Origin of the sequence: Azoarcus sp. DN11, from assembly GCF_003628555.1 — a bacterium.
Classification (GTDB): domain Bacteria; phylum Pseudomonadota; class Gammaproteobacteria; order Burkholderiales; family Rhodocyclaceae; genus Aromatoleum.
The window spans coordinates 3,105,302-3,123,265 of record NZ_CP021731.1 but is presented as its reverse complement, the minus strand read 5'-3'; the positions used below and the strand labels follow the sequence as shown (position 1 = coordinate 3,123,265).

The following is a 17,964-nucleotide window of genomic DNA, read 5'->3' as shown; positions in this document are numbered from 1 at the left end:
AGGCTTAGGATCTTGCGGTGCAATAGAATACTTCAGGTATGCCAGAATTCGCGCATACGGGACCGTACAGCCGATGGCCGCGGAGTGTATGCGCTTTTTCTGCTGCTTAGCAAAGGGATTATGGGTTTAATTTGCAACACGGTGCTGGCCCGTTCCGGGCCCGGCGAATCGCAAGGAATTAAGGTGTTGTCGGGAAAAGAAATGCAGCAGCGCGGCGTGGTCGCGCGACTGGCGGGGGTGAGTTCGATCGTGCTGGCGGCGGTCCTCTTGCTGCGCTACGCAGTGCTCGAGGCGGGTGTGCTCCCGGCCGAGTGTGCGCCGCGGCTTGCGGATGGGCTGTCAGGCTGGTGCCTGGTGAAATGGATGCTCGTGCAGGCTTTCGTCCAGCAACGCCTCGGGTGGGCGAGCCTCATCCTGGGCGTGGGCGCCTTCCTGTCACGCCGGCAGCCGCTCGCCTGGGGCGGATGGCTATGCGGGATTGCAGGTCTCGTCCTTTACAGCTTCGACTACGCCGCCGTGGGTGCCATGCTTTCGCTGCTGGTGCTCGCGCACGGCGGCGCGCAGGCACGGGCCGGCAAGGAGGAGGCCGGTTGCGAGCCACGCGATGGCCTGGGGATTGAGGGGCTCCGGTAACCAGCGGCCGACGACGCAGACTGCGATCACGAGGCCGCACACCGTTTCCTCCACGCCGAGCCGGCTCGCCGCCCACCACCCGGTGACCCCGAACACGAGCGCGGGAACGAGATACAGGAACACGGGGAAGTCGCGGTAGCGCGGATCCGCGAACAGCAGCAGGGCGGCGATGGCCGCGGCGAACAGCAGCAGCCCGCGCAGCAGGCCGAGCGCCTGTCCGGCGTCGAGCGCGTGCAGCCGGCCCTCGCGGAGGGTGGCCCACGCTTCGCTCGCGCTCGTGAGCGGTGCCGTGGCGGACCAGTGCGACGCGACGAGGGCCGTCATGAGGCCCAGCGCGCCGATGCTGCCGAGCAGCCACCATTCGAACGGGTCGCGCCAGGCAAGTTGCGCGTGTTCCCAGCCCAGTACGGCACTCAGTCCGGCGACGGCGCCCGTCGTGCACAGGGCCGCCGCACGCAACGGGCCGTTACGCCTGCCCATCGATAGCAGCAGGCACAGCACGGCACCGAGACCCGCGCCGGCGAGCAGCGAGGCGACCCCCGTGCGCTCGGTGACGGGGCCCGCGAGGGGGAATTTCGGGTGCAGGTCGGTGCCGAGCATGCCCCAGTAGCCGCCGACGGTGCCTTCGAGGCGGCGCTTCCACGGCTGGTCGATGGCTTCGATGAGGTTGTAGTTCCAGCCCTTTTCGTGCGCGATATGCACGAATTCGCGGATGTAGCGCGCCTGATTGACCTGGGAGGGCTCCGAGCCCTGACGCTGGCGTCCGGCGCTGGGCCAGCCGGTCTCGCCGATCATCAGCGGCTTGTCGAAATGGCTGCGCACTTCGTCGAACACGTCCGCGACGTGCGCGACGGCGCGGTCGATCGCGACGGGGTGGTCCTCCCAGAACGGCAGGATATGAACTGTTACCCAATCGACCGACTCGGCGAGCTTCGGGTGCTGCAGCCAGAACTCCCAGACGTCGGCGTAGGTCACGGGGACCTTCACCCGCGCGCGGGCGTATTCGATCAGCTCGCGCATTTCCGACTCGGTGCGCTCGCGGCGCAACAGCACCTCGTTGCCGACGATCAGAACGCGAACCACGTCGGCGTAGTCGTTGGCGAGCCCGATCGCGTGGTCGAGCTGCTTCATGTTGCGCTTGGGATCGGCATTGACCCAGGCGCCGAGCAGGACCTTGAGGCCGATTTCGCGTGCGACGGCGGGCACCTGATCGAGGCCCTGGTCGACTGAATAGATGCGCACGCATTCGGTGATCTTCGACAGTGCGGTGAGGTCCGCGGCGATCTGCTCGCGCGTGATTACGAGCTTTTCGTCGAAGGGCGTCTGGCCCGGCAGGCGGTAGGGGGCATAGGACACGCATTTCAGGCGCTCCCCGTCCGCGAGTTTCAGGTCGTGCATCGGCACCGGGTGGGTCTGCTGCACGAGCACCATGCCCAGGACCAGCAAGATGGTCAGGCCGACCAGCAGGAGGCTGAGCCAGTTGCGGTCGTGCGGTCGGGGCGGGGTGTGCGGAGACATGGCGCGGTGGTCTGGACGTCGGGGCGGGGTCGAAAAAAAGCCACGCCGGGGCGTGGCTTCCGTCGGAAAGAAGCGGCAGGATTTTAGCTTGCGTAGTCGTCCATCGGCACGCAGGCGCAGAACAAATTGCGGTCGCCATAGACGTCGTCGATGCGATTGACGCTGGGCCAGAACTTGTTTTCCGCGACCCACGGCAGCGGGAAGGCGGCTTGCTCGCGGGAATAGCTGCGAGTCCAGTCGCCGAGGAAATCCGCCTGGGTGTGGGGGGCGTGCTTCAGCGGGTTGTCCTCGGCGGTCCAGCGGCCGGCCTCGATCTCGCGGATTTCGCTGCGAATGGCAATCATCGCGTCGATGAAGCGGTCGAGTTCGCCCAGATCCTCGGACTCGGTCGGTTCGACCATGATCGTGCCGGCGACCGGGAATGACATCGTCGGTGCATGGAATCCATAGTCCATCAGGCGCTTGGCGATGTCGACTTCGCTGATTCCGGTGGCGGCCTTGATCGGGCGGATGTCGAGGATGCACTCGTGCGCGACGCGCCCCTGCGAGCCCGTATACAGCACCGGGTAGTGCTCGGCGAGGCGGTTGGCGACGTAGTTCGCGTTGAGGATCGCGGCCTGGGTCGCCTGCCTGAGGCCTTCCCCGCCCATCATCGCGATGTACATCCACGAGATCGGCAGGATGCTCGCGGAACCGAAGGGCGCGGCGCTGACTGCGCCCTGGCCCTTGTTCGGGCGATCTTCGCCGCCGGTCGCGGCGACCACGTGGTCGGCCATGAACGGCGCGAGATGCGCCGCCAGGCCGATCGGGCCCATGCCCGGTCCGCCGCCGCCATGCGGGATGCAGAAGGTCTTGTGCAGGTTCATGTGGCTGACGTCCGCGCCGATGTGCGCGGGGGAGGTCAGGCCGACCTGGGCGTTGAGGTTGGCGCCGTCCATGTACACCTGTCCGCCGTGCTCATGGACGATGGCGCAGATCTCGCGGATCGCCTCTTCGAACACCCCGTGCGTGGAGGGATAGGTGATCATCAGCGCGGCAAGGCGGTCGGCGTGCTGCGCGGCCTTTGCGCGCAGGTCGGCGACGTCGACGTTGCCCCTGTCGTCGCATGCGACGACCACGACTTCCATGCCGCACATGTGTGCCGTCGCGGGATTGGTGCCGTGCGCGGACTTCGGGATCAGGCACACGTTGCGGTGCGCTTCGCCGCGGCTCGCGTGGTAGCGCGCGATCGACACGAGGCCCGCATACTCGCCCTGCGCGCCGGAGTTCGGCTGCATGCAGATTGCCGGGAAGCCGGTGACGGCCTTGAGGTAGTCGGCGAGGCCCGCGATCATCTCGAGGCAGCCGGCCGCCTGCTCGCGCGGCGCGAACGGGTGCATGTTCGCGAATTCCGGCCAGGTGATCGGGATCATCTCGCTCGTCGCGTTGAGCTTCATCGTGCAGCTGCCGAGCGAGATCATCGAGTGGTCGAGGGCGAGGTCGCGGTTCTGCAGCTTCTTCAGGTAGCGCAGCATCTCGTGCTCGGTGTGGTGCGTGCTGAACACGGGGTGCTTCAGGATGGCGTCCTCGCGTTGCAGCGCGGCGGGGATGGCGCCGCCGTTCGCGGCCACCGCGGCGTCGAGCGCGGCGAGGTCGGCGCCTGCGCCGAAGCACTGCAGCACCGCCGCGATGTCGGCGGCGGTCGTCGTCTCATCGACCGAGATGCCGAGCATGCTGTCCGAGACCTTGCGCAGGTTGAAGCCCGCGGCGTCGCAGGCAGTGAGGAGTTCGCCCGTGCGTGCGCCGGTCGCGACCTGCAGCGTGTCGAAGAAGGCCGCCGTCGGTACCGGGAAGCCGGCCCGGCGCAGGCCTTCGGCGAGGATCGCGGCCAGGCGGTGGATGCGCGCCGCGATCGTGCGCAGGCCTTCCGGTCCGTGATACACGGCGTAGAAGCCGGCCATGTTGGCCAGCAGGACCTGCGAGGTGCAGATGTTCGAGTTCGCCTTCTCGCGGCGGATATGCTGCTCGCGCGTCTGCAGGGTCATGCGCAGCGCGGTCTTTTCGCGGGCATCTTTCGATACGCCGATGATGCGGCCGGGCATCGCGCGCACGTTGGCTTCGCGTGTCGCGAAGAAGGCCGCGTGCGGTCCACCGAAGCCCATCGGTACGCCGAAGCGCTGTGCCGAGCCGAGCGCGATGTCGGCACCTATGGCGCCGGGCGACTTGAGCAGCACGAGAGCCATCAGGTCGGATGCGACGGCGGTGACGGCCCCTTTGGCCTTCAGCGCCGCGATCGTATCGCCGAGATCGGCAATCTCGCCGCGTTCGTTCGGGTACTGCAGCAGCGCACCGAAGACTTCGTGCGTGGCGGCGTCGGCCGCCGGGCCGAATACCAGTTCGAAGCCGAAATAGGCGGCACGGGTGCGCACGACGTCGATGGTCTGCGGGAAGCAGGCTTCGTCGACGAAGAACGCGTTCGCCTTGGCCTTGCTCACGCGCCGCGCCATCGTCATGGCCTCGGCAGCCGCGGTGGCTTCGTCGAGCAGCGATGCGTTGGCGAGTTCGAGACCGGTCAAGTCGATCACCATCTGCTGGTAATTCAGCAGCGCCTCCAGGCGGCCTTGCGAGATCTCGGCCTGATACGGCGTGTAGGCGGTGTACCAGCCGGGGTTTTCCGTCACGTTGCGCAGGATCACCGCCGGCGTATGCGTGCCGTAGTAACCCATGCCGATGAGGGACTTCTTCACGATGTTCTTCTGCGCGATCGAACGCAGCTCGGCTAGCGCCTCGTGCTCGGGCTTTGCGGCGTCCAGCGGCAGCGGCGCGGGCAGGCGGATCGCCGCGGGGACGGTCTGGTCGATCAGGGCGTCCAGCGAGGGGGCGCCGATGGCCGCGAGCATCCTCGCGATCTCGGCCGGATTCGGGCCGATGTGGCGGGCGATGAAGGCGTCACGCTGCTCGAGCTGGGACAAGGGGGCGCGCAGGGCGGAAGAGACAGGGGCGTTCGACATGACGGAAAACTCGGCGAAAGAACCGGGTCGCGCGGCGGCAGCCCGGGAGCTGATGCGTGCGGGGGATCAGGCGTTGGCGACGACGGCTTCGTAGCCGGCTGCGTCGAGCAGCGTGCCAAGGTCGGCTGCGGCGTCGGGCTTGATCTTGAACAGCCAGGTTCCGTAGGCGTCGGTATTCACCGATTCGGGGGCGTCGACGGCCGCCTCGTTGGAGCCGATCACTTCACCCGCAACCGGCGCGTAGATGTCGGACGCCGCCTTCACGGACTCGATCACTGCGCAGGCCTCGCCGGCGGCGACCTTCCGTCCCGCTTCGGGCAGTTCGAGGAAGACGACGTCACCCAGCGCTTCCTGCGCGTGATCGGTCACGCCGAGCGTCAGCGTGCCGTCCGCTTCGATGCGGACCCACTCGTGGGACTGGGTGTACTTGAGGTCTGCGGGGATGTTGCTCATGGAAGTCTCCAAGGGTGATAGGTGCGGATACCGGGCCGGTGGCCCGGGAGCGGTACGGCATCGGAAAAGGAGCGCGGCGCCCTGTCAGACGAGCACCCTGCCATTGCGCACGAAGGGCAGCGGGACCGTCCGGGCTTTCAGGCGGCGTCCGCGGATATCGACCTCGACGGCGTCGCCAGCCGCGACGGCGAGGGGCAGGCGCGCGAAGGCGATCGATTTCTCCAGCGAGGGCGAGAAACTGCCGCTGGTGGTTTCGCCGTCGCCGTGCGCGGTGAATACGGTCATGTGCGAGCGCAGTACGCCCTTGTCCTCGAGGATCAGGCCCAGCACCCTGCGCGTGGCGGGATTCGCGAGCAGTGCATCCTTGCCGACGAAGTCGCGTGCGGTGTCACTCAGATCCACGGTCCAGGCGAGCCCGGCGTCGAGCGGCGACACCGCGTCGTCCATGTCCTGGCCAAAGAGATTCATGCCGGCCTCGAGTCGCAGCGTGTCGCGGGCGCCGAGGCCGCAGGGCTTCACGCCGGCCGCCGCGAGGGCGCTCCACACGGCTTCCGCCTGACCGGCGGGCAGCGTGAGTTCGAAGCCGTCTTCACCGGTATAGCCGGTACGCGCGACCAGCAGCTCACCCACCGCGGCTGCGGCGAAGATCTTGAGTCCTTCGCTTGCCGCGCGCGTTTGCGGCAACGCCTGCCAGGTCTTCGTGCGGGCGTTGGGGCCTTGCACCGCGATCATCGCAAGGTCGCGGCGGCTGTCCAGGGTGACGTTCGCGCCGGTGACGGCGATGCGCTGGCGCATCCATGCGACGTCCTTGTCCGCGGTGCCGGCGTTGACGACGATGCGGAAGGAGGTCGACGAGAAGTAGTAGACGATCAGGTCGTCGATGACGCCGCCTTCGGGGTTGAGCATGCAGCTGTAAAGCGCTTTGCCGGGCTCCTTCAGCTTGGCGACGTCGTTCGCGAGCAGCCCGCGCAGCCAGGTCGTTGCGTCGGGGCCGTCGAGGTCGAGGGCAAGCATGTGCGAGACGTCGAACATGCCGGCGTCGCGGCGCACGGCATGGTGTTCCTCGATCTGCGAACCGTAGTTGACCGGCATGTCCCAGCCGGCGAAGTCGACCATGCGGGCGCCTGCCGCGACGTGAGCTGCGTGAAGAGGAGTTTGCTTGGGCACGGGCGGCTCCTGGAGGAATACGCGATCGGTTGTCGATGCAGCGGAAGCGTGACGGGGCGGGGCTCCTGACGCAGAGCTCCGCCCCGTCTGTCCCTTGTACCTGAGAGTTTTCGGCCGAAGCCGGTGCCCCTTCGGTGGATGCGCCGGCCGCACCATCGGTTGCGTGCCCGCATCGCTCTCCAGATTCGTATTCCGTCGGCGGTCCTTTTGCCTGAGCGATTCCGGGGGGGTTGCGCCTTCGGCGACTCTCCGGGAGAGTGCTCTCCCGCGCGACGGGCGGACGATAGCACCAAGGGGCGGGGCTGGCAACGGTCGGACCGGGCTTGCCGTTTGCTATCATGAATGAAAAATACATGGATCCCGGCTCCGGCCGGGATCGCCGCTGCGGGCACCCCCGACAATGCCATTGAACGCCGATCTTCACTGCCACTCGACCGTCTCCGACGGCTGGCTGACGCCTGCCGAGGTGGTGCGGCGCGCGGCCGCCAACGGTGTCGAGCTCCTCGCGCTCACCGACCACGATGAAGTCGGCGGCCTTGACGCGGCGGCGGTGACGGCAGCCGGGTGCGGCCTGCGGTTCGTGCCGGGAGTCGAGATTTCGGTGACCTTCCGCGAGGAGACCATCCATGTCGTCGGGCTGGGAATCGATCACCGCAATCCGCAGTTGCTCCAGGGCCTGATGCAGGTGCGCAGCGGACGCGAGCAGCGTGCGCAGGCGATGAGCGATGCACTCGATGCGATCGGCATCCACGGCGTGCTCGAGGGGGCGCGCCGTTTCGCACACAATCCCGCGCTCGTCGGTCGCGCGCATTTCGCTCGGCATCTCGTCGCGAGCGGACTCATGCCGGATGTCGCGGCCGTGTTCCGCTACTATCTTGCCCGCGGCAAGCCCGGATTCGTTCCTCATGCCTGGGCGCGGCTCGAGGATGCAGTGAGCTGGATCCGCGGGGCAGGGGGTATCGCGGTGATCGCCCATCCGGGCCGCTACCGTCTCTCCGCGCACGACATGGATGCGCTTTTCGACCGTTTCGTCGCCTGCGGCGGCGAGGCGCTGGAAGTCGTGTCGGGCGCGCATGCGCAGCCTGAAGTCCTGCGCTTCGCCAGTCTCGCGCGACGCCGGGGGCTGCTCGCCTCGCGCGCGTCCGATTTTCACGGCAGCGACGAAAGCCCCGTCGATCTGGGGCATTGCGACCCGCTGCCGCCCGATCTCGTCCCCGTCTGGTCGCGGCTCGCCGAAGCCGCACCGATCGCGGACATGCACCCCTGACCAGGACAAGAAGGCATTCATGGCCCAGTTCTTTTCGCTTCACCCCGAGCTTCCGCAACCGCGCCTCGTCCGTCAGGCCGCGGAGATCATGCGTGCCGGCGGACTCGTCGCGTTCCCGACCGACTCCGCCTACGCCCTCGGTGGCGTCACCGGCGATCCGGATCTGCTGCAGCGCATCCGCCGGATCCGCGCTGTCGACGAGCGCCACCACTTCACGCTGATGTGCCGCGACCTCTCCGAGATCGCCACCTATGCGCGCGTCGATAACGCGCAATACCGCCTGCTCAAGGCGGTGACGCCGGGACCCTATACTTTCATCCTCGAAGGCACGAAGGAATTGCCGCGACGGGTGCTGCACCCGAAGCGCAAGACTGTCGGCCTGCGCATCCCCGAACATGCCGTCGTGGCTGCGTTGCTGCAGGAACTCGATGAACCCATCCTCACTTCCACGCTCCTGCTGCCCGATGAGGATCTGCCCCTGACCGACCCGGAGGAGATCCGCGAGCGCCTCGAGAAGCAGGTCGAACTGGTCATCGAGGGCGGCTATTGCGGTCCCGAGGCCACGACGGTCATCGACCTGACGTCGGGTGCGCCGGTCCTGGTGCGCGCCGGCAGGGGCGATCTGGCACCGTTCGGCCTGGAGAACGACTAGCACGTCCGGCCTTGCCGCGAGCCGGAGGGGATTTGCCGGCTCTGCTAGAATATTCCGTTTCACCTGCCGAAGTTCATGGATTCGCTGATCGCTACTCTCGCTATCTGGGCATTGCCGGTGCTGCTGGCCATCACGCTGCACGAGGCGGCGCACGGCTATGTGGCGCGGCATTTCGGTGACCCGACCGCGGAGCAGGAGGGGCGCATCACGCTCAACCCCTTCAAGCACATCGATCCGGTGGGGACCATTCTCGTGCCCGGGGCCATTCTCGCCCTCAGTTCGCTGTTTGGCGGTGGCGGCGTGCTGTTCGGGTGGGCGAAACCCGTTCCGGTGAATTTCGGCCGCTTGCGCAGGCCGAAGGCGGACATGCTGTGGGTGGCTGCCGCCGGCCCGTTCATGAATTTCCTGATGGCGCTGGGCTGGGCACTGCTCCTCAAGCTGGGGATATCCGGTCCGGGCGGGCTGTACGCCATGCCGATGCGCGAGATGGGCATGGCAGGCATCCAGATCAACTCCGTGCTGATGCTCCTCAACCTGCTCCCCATCCCGCCGCTCGATGGCGGTCGCATCGTCGTCAGCCTGCTGCCGCATCGGTTGGCGTGGAAATTCGCACGCATCGAGCCGTACGGCTTCCCGATTCTTCTCGTGCTCCTTTTCACAGGCGTCCTCGGCCACATCCTGTGGCCGCTGATGGCCATCTTCCAGATCTTCCTCGCGACGCTTTTCGGGTTCTAATCATGTACGCAGAACGCGTTCTCTCAGGCATGCGCCCGACCGGGCGACTCCACCTCGGCCACTACCACGGTGTGCTCAAGAACTGGGTCAAGCTGCAGGAGAGCTATCCCTGCCTGTTCTTCGTGGCCGACTGGCACGCGCTCACCACCGCGTACGACAGCCCGGAAGTCATTGCCGACAGCGTCTGGGACATGCTCATCGACTGGCTCGCGGCCGGGGTCGATCCCGAAAAAGCTACGATCTTCATCCAGTCGCGTGTGCCCGAGCATGCCGAGCTGCACCTCCTGCTGTCGATGATCACGCCGGTCGGCTGGCTCGAGCGGGTGCCGACCTACAAGGACCAGCAGCTGAAGCTCGCGCACAAGGATCTCGCGACCTACGGCTTCCTCGGTTATCCGCTGCTGATGTCGGCCGACATCCTGCTTTATCGCGCCGACAAGGTGCCGGTCGGCGAGGACCAGGTTCCGCACGTCGAATTCACGCGTGAAGCGGCGCGCCGTTTCAATCACATGTTCGGGCGCGAACCGGGCTTCGAGGACAAGGCCCGGGAGGCCGTGAAGAAGCTCGGCGGAAAGAACAGCAAGCTGTTCGAGGAGCTGCGAAAGCGCTTCCAGCAGGAGGGCGACGGTGCCGCTCTGGAGCAGGCGAGGACGATGCTGAACGAGGCAAAGAGCGTCAGTCATGTCGATCTCGAACGTCTCCACGGCTACCTCGAAGGCAGCGGCAAGATGATCCTCGTCGAACCGGGCGCGCTCCTCACCGAGGCGGCCCGCATGCCGGGCCTGGACGGGCAGAAGATGTCGAAGAGCTACGGCAACACCGTCTTCCTGCGCGAGGACAAGGACAGCATCGTGAAGAAAATCCGCACGATGCAGACCGACCCGGCACGCGTGCGCCGCAGTGATCCGGGCGATCCGGAAAAATGTCCGGTCTGGCAGTTCCATCAGATCTACTCGGACGAAAGCACGCGCAAGTGGGCGCAGGAAGGCTGCCGCAGCGCGGGCATCGGATGCCTCGAGTGCAAGCAGCCGGTGATCGACGGCGTGCTGGCGGAGCAGGCCGTCATGTGCGAACGCGCAAAGCCTTACGAGGAAGACCCGGCGCTGTTGCGCCGCATCGTCGCCGAAGGCGACGACCGGGCGAGGGTGCTCGCGCGCGAGACGATGCGCGACGTGCGCGAGGCGATGGGCCTTTCGTATCGCTGAGAAAGGTCGCCCACGGGCGGCGGGGATGCTTGCGCGATGAACATGCCGCTCGATCTGGCTCCGGCCGAGACGCCCGCCCAGGTGGAGGCCGTCGCTCGCCTCTACGGCGAGCCGCTGCTCGAACTGCCCAGGGATCTCTACATCCCGCCGGATGCGCTGGAAGTCTTCCTGGAAGCCTTCGAGGGGCCGCTCGACCTGCTGCTCTACCTGATCCGCAAGGCGAACCTGAACATCCTCGACATCCCGATGGCGCCGCTCACCGCGCAGTATCTCGGATATGTCGAGGCGATGCGCCGGCACAATCTGGAGCTCGCCGCGGACTACCTGCTGATGGCGGCGACGCTGCTGGAAATCAAGTCGCGCATGCTGCTGCCGCGTCCGCCACGCGAAAGCGGGGACGAATCGCTCGACCCGCGTGCCGAACTTGTGCGCCGCCTGCTCGAGTACGAGCAGATGAAGATGGCCGCCGCGCGGATCGATGCGCTGCCGCGCGTCGAGCGTGACCACGAATGGGTCAGCGTCTTCGTCGCCGAGAAGATCGTCGAGAGGCAGCCGGAAGTGAGCCTGCACGACCTGCAGCTCGCCTGGCTCAAGATCATGAAGAAGGCGCGTCTCACGCAGCATCATCAGGTGCGTCGCGAGGAACTGTCGGTGCGAGAGCACATGACGGCGATCCTGCGGAAGCTGGGCGATGGCGACTTCGTCGTGTTCGACACCCTGTTCGAGCCCGCACGCGGGGCCGCAAGTCTCGTCGTGAGCTTTCTTGCCGTGCTCGAACTGGTCAAGGAAAAGCTCGTTCAGGTCGCCCAGAACGAACCCTTTGCGCCGATTTACGTGAAACTTGCCGATGCAGCCAACGACGCCTGACGACTTCAAGCGCGTGATGGAGGTTGCCCTGCTGGCCGCGGCGGCCCCCCTGCAGGGGTCCGACCTGCGGCGCCTCTTCGACCCGGATCCCGGTCCGGACCTCGTGCGCCGCCTGCTCGACGAACTGCGTGCCGAATGGGCCGGCCGGGGGGTGGAGCTCGTCCAGCTGGCGTCCGGCTGGCGCTTTCAGACGCGCCCCGAATACCAGGTGTTCCTCGACCGCCTCAAGGAAGATCGACCGCCGAAATACTCGCGCGCGGTGCTGGAAACGCTGGCCATCATCGCCTATCGTCAGCCTGTCACGCGCGGCGACATCGAAGACATCCGGGGCGTCGCCGTGTCGCCGAATGTGCTGAAAACGCTCGAGTCGAGAGGCTGGGTCGACATCGTCGGCCACCGCGACACCCCGGGTCGTCCGGCATTGTTCGCGACCACGCGGCGTTTTCTCGACGACCTCGGGCTGCGAAGCCTGACCGAATTGCCCGCGCTAACCGAAATCGAAAGGATCATGGACCTTGTCGACACCAAAGAAATCGAAGCGGCCGCTCCGGCCGCCAATGAAGAAGAAAACTGAACCCGCTGGTGCCGACTTCGCACCCGCTCGCTCGCGTACGTCGGGTCCGCGGGCGCCGGATGACGCGGGTGCGTCTGCCGAACCGCGGGGCGAACGTTCGCCCGTGCGCGCCCGGAGCGCTGCCCCCGCCCGCGGCGCGCCGGCGGAGACGATCGAGCCGGAGCGCTTGCAGAAGGTTCTCGCGCAGCTCGGTGTCGGGTCGCGCCGCGAGATCGAGGAGTGGGTCATCGCGGGCCGCATACAGGTGAATGGCGAGCCGGCCGAGCTCGGACAGAAGATCGGCCCCGGCGATCGCGTGAAGGTGAATGGCAAGCTCGTTCCGCTGAAGTTCGCGACGCGCACGCCGCGCGTGCTGATCTATCACAAGCCGGAAGGCGAAATCGTGTCGCGCGAGGACCCCGACGGGCGTCCGACCGTCTTCGAGCGCCTGCCGCTCCTGCGCAAGGGGCGCTGGATCGCCGTCGGCCGGCTCGACTTCAACACTTCGGGGCTGCTGCTCTTCACCAACGACGGCACGCTGGCGAACCGTCTCATGCATCCGCGCTACGAACTGGAACGCGAGTACGCGGTCCGCCTTCTCGGCGAACTGACCGAAGAGCAGAACGAGTCGCTCAAGGCCGGCATCCAGCTGGAGGATGGCCTGGCACGCTTCACGACACTCACTGACCAGGGCGGCGAAGGGGTGAACCACTGGTACAAGGTCACGCTTTCCGAAGGGCGCAACCGCGAGGTGCGGCGCATGTTCGAGGCCGTGGGCCTCACGGTCAGCCGCCTGATGCGCGTTCGCTACGGTCCGGTGACGCTGTCGTCGCGGCTCAAGCGCGGCATGTGGATGGAAATGGCGGAGGAAGACGTATGCGAGCTTGCGGGACTGCCGCGCCCGCAGCGCCAGGTTTCGGCGCGCACGGCCGAAAAGGCGCGACAGGTCAGGGTGCATCGGACGACTCCGCGCTGATGGCGACGAATTGCGAGCCGGTCGCCCGGGCTCGCAATTGCCTGTTTTCAATGGAGCAGTTATACTTGTAAAGCTTTGATACCCGCGTTCGCGCGGGGATCGTTTTGTGGATGGAATCAACAAAGATGGGCGTTACGCCCATTTTTTATTTGTGGGCATGAAATGGACGTCGAACGTCTGGTCGAGCAGGTTGTCACCGGCCTCGGTTTCGAGCTGGTGGATTTCGAGACTTCCCCGAAGGGGCGGTTGATGCGCGTGTTCATCGATATCGATCGCGGCGTCAACGTGGACGACTGCGCAACGGTCAGCAATCAGCTGACCCGGGTCTTCGAAGTCGAGAACGTCGATTACGACCGTCTCGAAATCTCGTCGCCCGGTCTCGATCGGCCGCTCAAGAAAGCCGCCGATTTCGAGCGCTTCGCCGGGAGTGACGTCCAGGTTCGCCTGCGCATGCCCATCGGCAATCAGCGGAATTTCGTCGGCGTGCTCGAAGGCTTCTCCGAAGGTGTGGTGCGGCTCAGCACCGAGAAGGGCGAGGTCGCCTTTCCCTTCGACGAGATCGAGAAAGCGCGTCTGGTGCCCAGGTTCTGAGTATTCGTATGTGGAGGTTTTGATTAATGAGCCGCGAAATTTTGCTGCTTGTCGATGCGCTGGCGCGCGAGAAGAACGTAGCCAAGGACATCGTGTTCGGTGCCCTGGAAACTGCGCTCGCCTCGGCGACGAAGAAGCGCATCCATGACGACGCCGATGTGCGCGTGACGATCGATCGCGACACCGGTGACTACGAGTCCTTCCGCCGCTGGGTCGTGTTGCTGGACGAAGAGGTCGTCAACGACGAAGCCGAGATGGGTATCATCGATGCCCGCGAGGTCAAGCCGGGCATCCAGCTTGGCGAGTACATCGAGGAGCCGCTCGAGCCCATCGACTTCGGCCGCATCGGCGCCCAGGCGGCGAAGCAGGTCATCCTCCAGCGTATCCGCGACGCGGAGCGCGAGCAGGTGCTGAACGACTTCCTCGAGCGCAAGGAGCATCTCGTCTCTGGTTCGATCAAGCGCATGGAGCGCGGCAACGCCATCATCGAGGTCGGTCGTCTCGAGGCAGTGATCCCGCGCGACCAGATGATTCCGCGCGAGAACCTGCGCGTCGGCGACCGCGTCAAGGCCTTCCTGCTGCGCATCGACCGCGGCGCCCGCGGTCCGCAGCTGATCCTGTCGCGCACCGCGCCTGAATTCCTCGGCAAGCTGTTCGAGCTCGAGGTGCCCGAGATCGAGGACGGACTGCTGGAGATCAAGGCCTGCGCGCGTGATCCCGGCCTGCGTGCGAAGATTGCGGTGCAGTCCAACGACAGCCGCATCGACCCGATCGGCACCTGCGTCGGCCTGCGCGGCTCGCGCGTGACGGCGGTGCGGAACGAAATCGCGGGCGAGCAGATCGACATCATTGTGTGGTCGTCAGACCCCGCCCAGTTCGTGATTTCCGCGCTGCAGCCGGCCGAGGTGGTGTCGATCGTCGTCGATGAGGAGAGCCACGGCATGGACGTGGTGGTCGATGACAACAACCTCGCGATCGCGATCGGCCGCAACGGGCAGAACGTGAAGCTCGCGACGGAGCTGACCGGCTGGACGATCAACCTGATGAGCGAAGAGGAATCCGCGCAGAAGACCGGCCAGGAGCGCCAGGGCTTGCGCCAGCTCTTCATGGACAGGCTGGACGTCGACGAAGAGCTCGCCGACATCCTCATCGACGAGGGGTTCTCGTCGCTCGAGGAGATCGCTTACGTGCCACTCGCCGAAATGCTCGAGATCGAGGCCTTCGACGAGGAAACGGTCAACGAATTGCGCAACCGCGCACGCAACGTCCTGCTCACCGAGGCCATCGTGACCGAGGAGCAGCTGGAAAATGTTTCCGACGATCTGATCAACCTCGAAGGGATGGACAAGCCGCTCGCTGCCAAGTTGGCCGAACACGGCGTGCGCACCCGCGATGATCTGGCCGATCTCGCAGTCGACGAGCTTGTCGAAATCGCCGGAATCGAACAGGAACGTGCAAGCGCGCTGATTTCGGTCGCGCGCGCGCACTGGTTCGAAGAATGAGGGGAGGGCACTGATTGATGGACCAAATGAGCGTAAACCAGTTCGCCGGCGAACTCAGGATGCCGGCAGCGGTATTGCTCGAGCAGTTGCAGAAAGCCGGTGTTGAGAAGACCAGCCCCGACCAGTTGCTGAGCGAGCAGGACAAGGCGCGATTGCTCGAATACCTGCGCCGCTCCCACGGAGCAGGGCTGCCGAAAGGCAAGATCACGCTGACGCGCAAGCAGACTTCGGAGATTCGTGCGACCGACTCGTCGGGGCGTGCCCGCACGGTTCAGGTCGAAGTGCGCAAGAAACGCGTGTTCGTCAAGCGCGACGAAGTCGGCGGCGAGGCCCTCACGGGCGAGTCGCCCGCCGTCGAGGAGGCAATCGCTGCCGCGGTGGAAGGTATCGAGCCCGTGGCCGAAATCGTGCCCGAGCTGCCCGTGGTCGAGCCCCCTCCTGCGGTCGTCGAGCCGGAGCCGGTTTTCGAGGCGGCGCCCGAGCCTGAGCCCGAGCCCGTGCCGGAACCTGTCGCGGAGGCCCCGATCGAAGAGCCTGCGCCCGTCGAAGAGCCGGTGCAGCCGGTGGCCGCCGAGCCGGCTGAAGAAGCCCCGGCAGCGCCTGAGGTGTCCGTGCCGCGTCCGCGCGTCTCGATCCTCAGTGACGAAGAGCGCGCCGCGCGCGAGCGCGAGGCGCGTCGGCACCAGGAATTGCGTGCGCGCCAGATGGCGGATCTGAAAGCCAAGCAGGAGCGCGAAGCCGCTGCACGCGCGGCCGCCGAGGCCCGCCGCGCGGAAGAGGAGGCGCGCGTCAAGGCAGAGGCCGAGAAGCGCGCGGAAGCAGCCAAGCCCGAAGTTCGTGAAGGCGCGAAGGCGCCTACCGGCACCCTGCATCGCCCCGCCAAGGCAGACGAGAAACCGGGAAGCAAGGACAGCAGGCGCGGTGCGCGTGGCGGCGCGGATGCCGGCGCCGGTGCTGGTGACAGCAAGCGTCGCGGTCTCAAGACGCGCGGCGAAGTCGGTGCGACGACCGGATCCTGGCGCGGGGCCCGCGGCGGTGGCCGTCAGGGGCGGCAGCAGGATGATCACAAGGCATTCCAGATGCCCACTGAGCCCGTCGTGCGCGAGATTCACGTGCCGGAGACGATCACCGTTGCCGATCTCGCCCACAAGATGGCGGTGAAGGCGGCCGAAGTGATCAAGGCCCTGATGAAGATGGGATCGATGGTCACCATCAACCAGGTGCTGGACCAGGAAACCGCGATGATCCTGGTCGAGGAAATGGGGCACAAGGCGTTCGCCGCCAAGCTCGACGATCCCGACGCGTTCCTCGAGGATGCCGAGGCGCAAGCCGACGCCACGGTCGAACCGCGTGCGCCGGTCGTCACCGTCATGGGGCACGTCGACCATGGCAAGACCTCGCTGCTCGACTTCATCCGCCGCACGAAGGTTGCATCCGGTGAGGCGGGCGGTATTACGCAGCACATCGGCGCGTACCACGTCGAGACGCCGCGCGGCATGCTCACCTTCCTGGATACTCCGGGTCACGAGGCCTTCACGGCCATGCGTGCCCGCGGCGCCCAGGCGACCGACATCGTCATCCTCGTGGTTGCCGCCGATGACGGCGTGATGCCGCAGACGCGCGAGGCGATCCATCACGCGAAGGCTGCCAACGTGCCGCTCGTGGTCGCCGTCAACAAGATCGACAAGCACGAGGCCAACCCGGAGCGCGTGAAGCAGGAGCTCATCGCCGAAGGCGTGGTGCCGGAAGAGTACGGTGGCGAGGTGATGTTCATCAACGTGTCGGCCAAGACCGGTGTGGGCATCGACAGCCTGCTCGAGTCTGTCCTGCTGCAGGCAGAGGTCCTGGAGCTGACGGCGCCGGTCGATACGCCGGCCAAGGGCCTCATCATCGAAGCGCGTCTCGACAAGGGGCGCGGTCCGGTTGCGTCGCTGCTCGTCCAGTCCGGCACCCTGCGCAAGGGCGACGTCATGCTGGTGGGGGCCACCTTCGGCCGCATCCGCGCGATGCTGGACGAGAACGGCAAGGCGATCGACGAAGCAGGGCCGTCCATTCCGGTCGAAGTCCTCGGCCTGTCGGATGTTCCGGCCGCCGGCGACGAGGCGATCGTGCTCGCCGACGAGAAGAAGGCGCGCGAAATCGCGCTCTTCCGTCAGGGCAAGTTCCGTGAAGTAAAGCTCGCCAAGCAGCAGGCCGCCAAGCTCGAGAGCATGTTCGAGCAGATGGCCGAAGGCGAAGTCAAGTCGCTCCCCCTCATCATCAAGGCCGACGTGCAGGGTTCGCAGGAAGCGCTCGTGCAGGCGCTCAACAAGCTCTCCACGGATGAAGTTCGGGTCAACGCGATCCACTCCGCGGTCGGCGCGATCTCCGAGTCGGACGTCAACCTGGCGCAGGCCTCGGGTGCCGTCATCATCGGCTTCAATACCCGTGCCGATGCCGGTGCACGCAAGCTGGCCGAGACCTTCGGCATCGACATCCGCTACTACAACATCATCTACGATGCCGTGGATGACGTGAAGGCTGCGCTGTCGGGCCTGCTTTCGCCGGAGAGGCGCGAGAATCAGCTGGGCCTCGTCGAAGTCCGCCAGGTCTTCCGCGTGCCCAAGGTCGGCTCGGTGGCCGGTTGCTACGTGCTCGAAGGTCTCGTCAGGCGCGGCGCGCAGATCCGTGTGCTGCGCGACAACGTGGTCATCCACACCGGCGAGCTCGAGTCGCTCAAGCGCTTCAAGGACGACGTCAAGGAAGTCAAGTTCGGGTTCGAGTGCGGTCTGTCGATCAGGAACTTCAACGACGTGCAGGAAGGCGATCAGCTCGAAGTGTTCGAAATCCAGGAAATCGCCCGGACGCTATAAGAG

General features: G+C 66.2%; 14 protein-coding genes and 1 riboswitch. Of the genes, 10 read left to right on the top strand and 4 right to left on the bottom strand.

All coding sequences use genetic code 11. From position 1 onward, the window contains the following. Positions 1–468 precede the first annotated feature (468 nt). The 4 genes from CDA09_RS14365 to gcvT all read right to left on the bottom strand — a co-directional run bounded on the left by CDA09_RS14365 (position 469) and on the right by gcvT (position 6,710). Positions 469–2,151, bottom strand: a complete 1,683-nt coding sequence (locus CDA09_RS14365; protein ID WP_121429273.1) for a glycoside hydrolase family 17 protein — start codon at positions 2,149–2,151, stop codon at positions 469–471. Positions 2,152–2,234: 83 nt separating this feature from the next. Then, the gene (gene gcvP, locus CDA09_RS14360; protein WP_121429272.1) at positions 2,235–5,141 is read right to left on the bottom strand and encodes an aminomethyl-transferring glycine dehydrogenase; all 2,907 of its coding nucleotides are present in this window, start codon (positions 5,139–5,141) and stop codon (positions 2,235–2,237) included. Positions 5,142–5,207: 66 nt separating this feature from the next. Beyond that, a complete protein-coding gene (gene gcvH / locus CDA09_RS14355; protein ID WP_121429271.1) occupies positions 5,208–5,594 on the bottom strand; it encodes a glycine cleavage system protein GcvH in 387 nt (128 codons plus the stop codon). Positions 5,595–5,678: 84 nt separating this feature from the next. Continuing rightward, complete coding sequence (gene gcvT, locus CDA09_RS14350) at positions 5,679–6,710, bottom strand: glycine cleavage system aminomethyltransferase GcvT (protein ID WP_286164491.1); 1,032 nt, start codon at positions 6,708–6,710, stop codon at positions 5,679–5,681. A gap of 241 nt (positions 6,711–6,951) precedes the next feature. Then, positions 6,952–7,039, bottom strand: a riboswitch (glycine riboswitch). 122 nt (positions 7,040–7,161) lie between these two features. Between gcvT and CDA09_RS14345 the strand changes: the two genes are divergently transcribed. The 10 genes from CDA09_RS14345 to infB all read left to right on the top strand — a co-directional run bounded on the left by CDA09_RS14345 (position 7,162) and on the right by infB (position 17,961). Then, positions 7,162–8,028 carry a 3',5'-nucleoside bisphosphate phosphatase gene (locus CDA09_RS14345; protein ID WP_121429269.1) on the top strand — a complete coding sequence of 289 codons (867 nt, stop codon included), beginning with the start codon at positions 7,162–7,164 and terminating at the stop codon, positions 8,026–8,028. A 19-nt stretch (positions 8,029–8,047) separates the two neighbouring features. After that, entirely contained in the window at positions 8,048–8,680 is a 633-nt protein-coding gene (locus CDA09_RS14340; RefSeq protein WP_121429268.1) for an L-threonylcarbamoyladenylate synthase, read from the top strand. Between the two features lie 75 nt (positions 8,681–8,755). Then, entirely contained in the window at positions 8,756–9,415 is a 660-nt protein-coding gene (locus tag CDA09_RS14335) for a site-2 protease family protein (protein ID WP_121429267.1), read from the top strand. A gap of 2 nt (positions 9,416–9,417) precedes the next feature. Continuing rightward, positions 9,418–10,620 carry a tryptophan--tRNA ligase gene (locus tag CDA09_RS14330; protein ID WP_121429266.1) on the top strand — a complete coding sequence of 401 codons (1,203 nt, stop codon included), beginning with the start codon at positions 9,418–9,420 and terminating at the stop codon, positions 10,618–10,620. Between the two features lie 36 nt (positions 10,621–10,656). Then, positions 10,657–11,487 carry a segregation and condensation protein A gene (locus CDA09_RS14325; protein ID WP_121429265.1) on the top strand — a complete coding sequence of 277 codons (831 nt, stop codon included), beginning with the start codon at positions 10,657–10,659 and terminating at the stop codon, positions 11,485–11,487. Next, positions 11,468–12,061: an SMC-Scp complex subunit ScpB gene (gene scpB, locus CDA09_RS14320; RefSeq protein WP_121429264.1), complete on the top strand. Its 594-nt coding sequence runs from the start codon at positions 11,468–11,470 to the stop codon at positions 12,059–12,061. The genes CDA09_RS14325 and scpB overlap by 20 nt, the downstream gene beginning before the upstream one ends. Further along, complete coding sequence (gene rluB / locus CDA09_RS14315) at positions 12,045–13,016, top strand: 23S rRNA pseudouridine(2605) synthase RluB (protein ID WP_121429263.1); 972 nt, start codon at positions 12,045–12,047, stop codon at positions 13,014–13,016. Before scpB ends, rluB begins: the two co-directional genes overlap by 17 nt. Positions 13,017–13,178: 162 nt before the next feature. Beyond that, the gene (gene rimP, locus CDA09_RS14310; protein ID WP_121429262.1) at positions 13,179–13,607 is read left to right on the top strand and encodes a ribosome maturation factor RimP; all 429 of its coding nucleotides are present in this window, start codon (positions 13,179–13,181) and stop codon (positions 13,605–13,607) included. A 26-nt stretch (positions 13,608–13,633) separates the two neighbouring features. Then, on the top strand, positions 13,634–15,109 hold the full coding sequence (gene nusA, locus CDA09_RS14305) for a transcription termination factor NusA (RefSeq protein WP_121429261.1): 1,476 nt from the start codon (positions 13,634–13,636) through the stop codon (positions 15,107–15,109). Between the two features lie 17 nt (positions 15,110–15,126). Continuing rightward, complete coding sequence (gene infB, locus CDA09_RS14300; RefSeq protein ID WP_121429260.1) at positions 15,127–17,961, top strand: translation initiation factor IF-2; 2,835 nt, start codon at positions 15,127–15,129, stop codon at positions 17,959–17,961. Positions 17,962–17,964 lie beyond the last annotated feature (3 nt).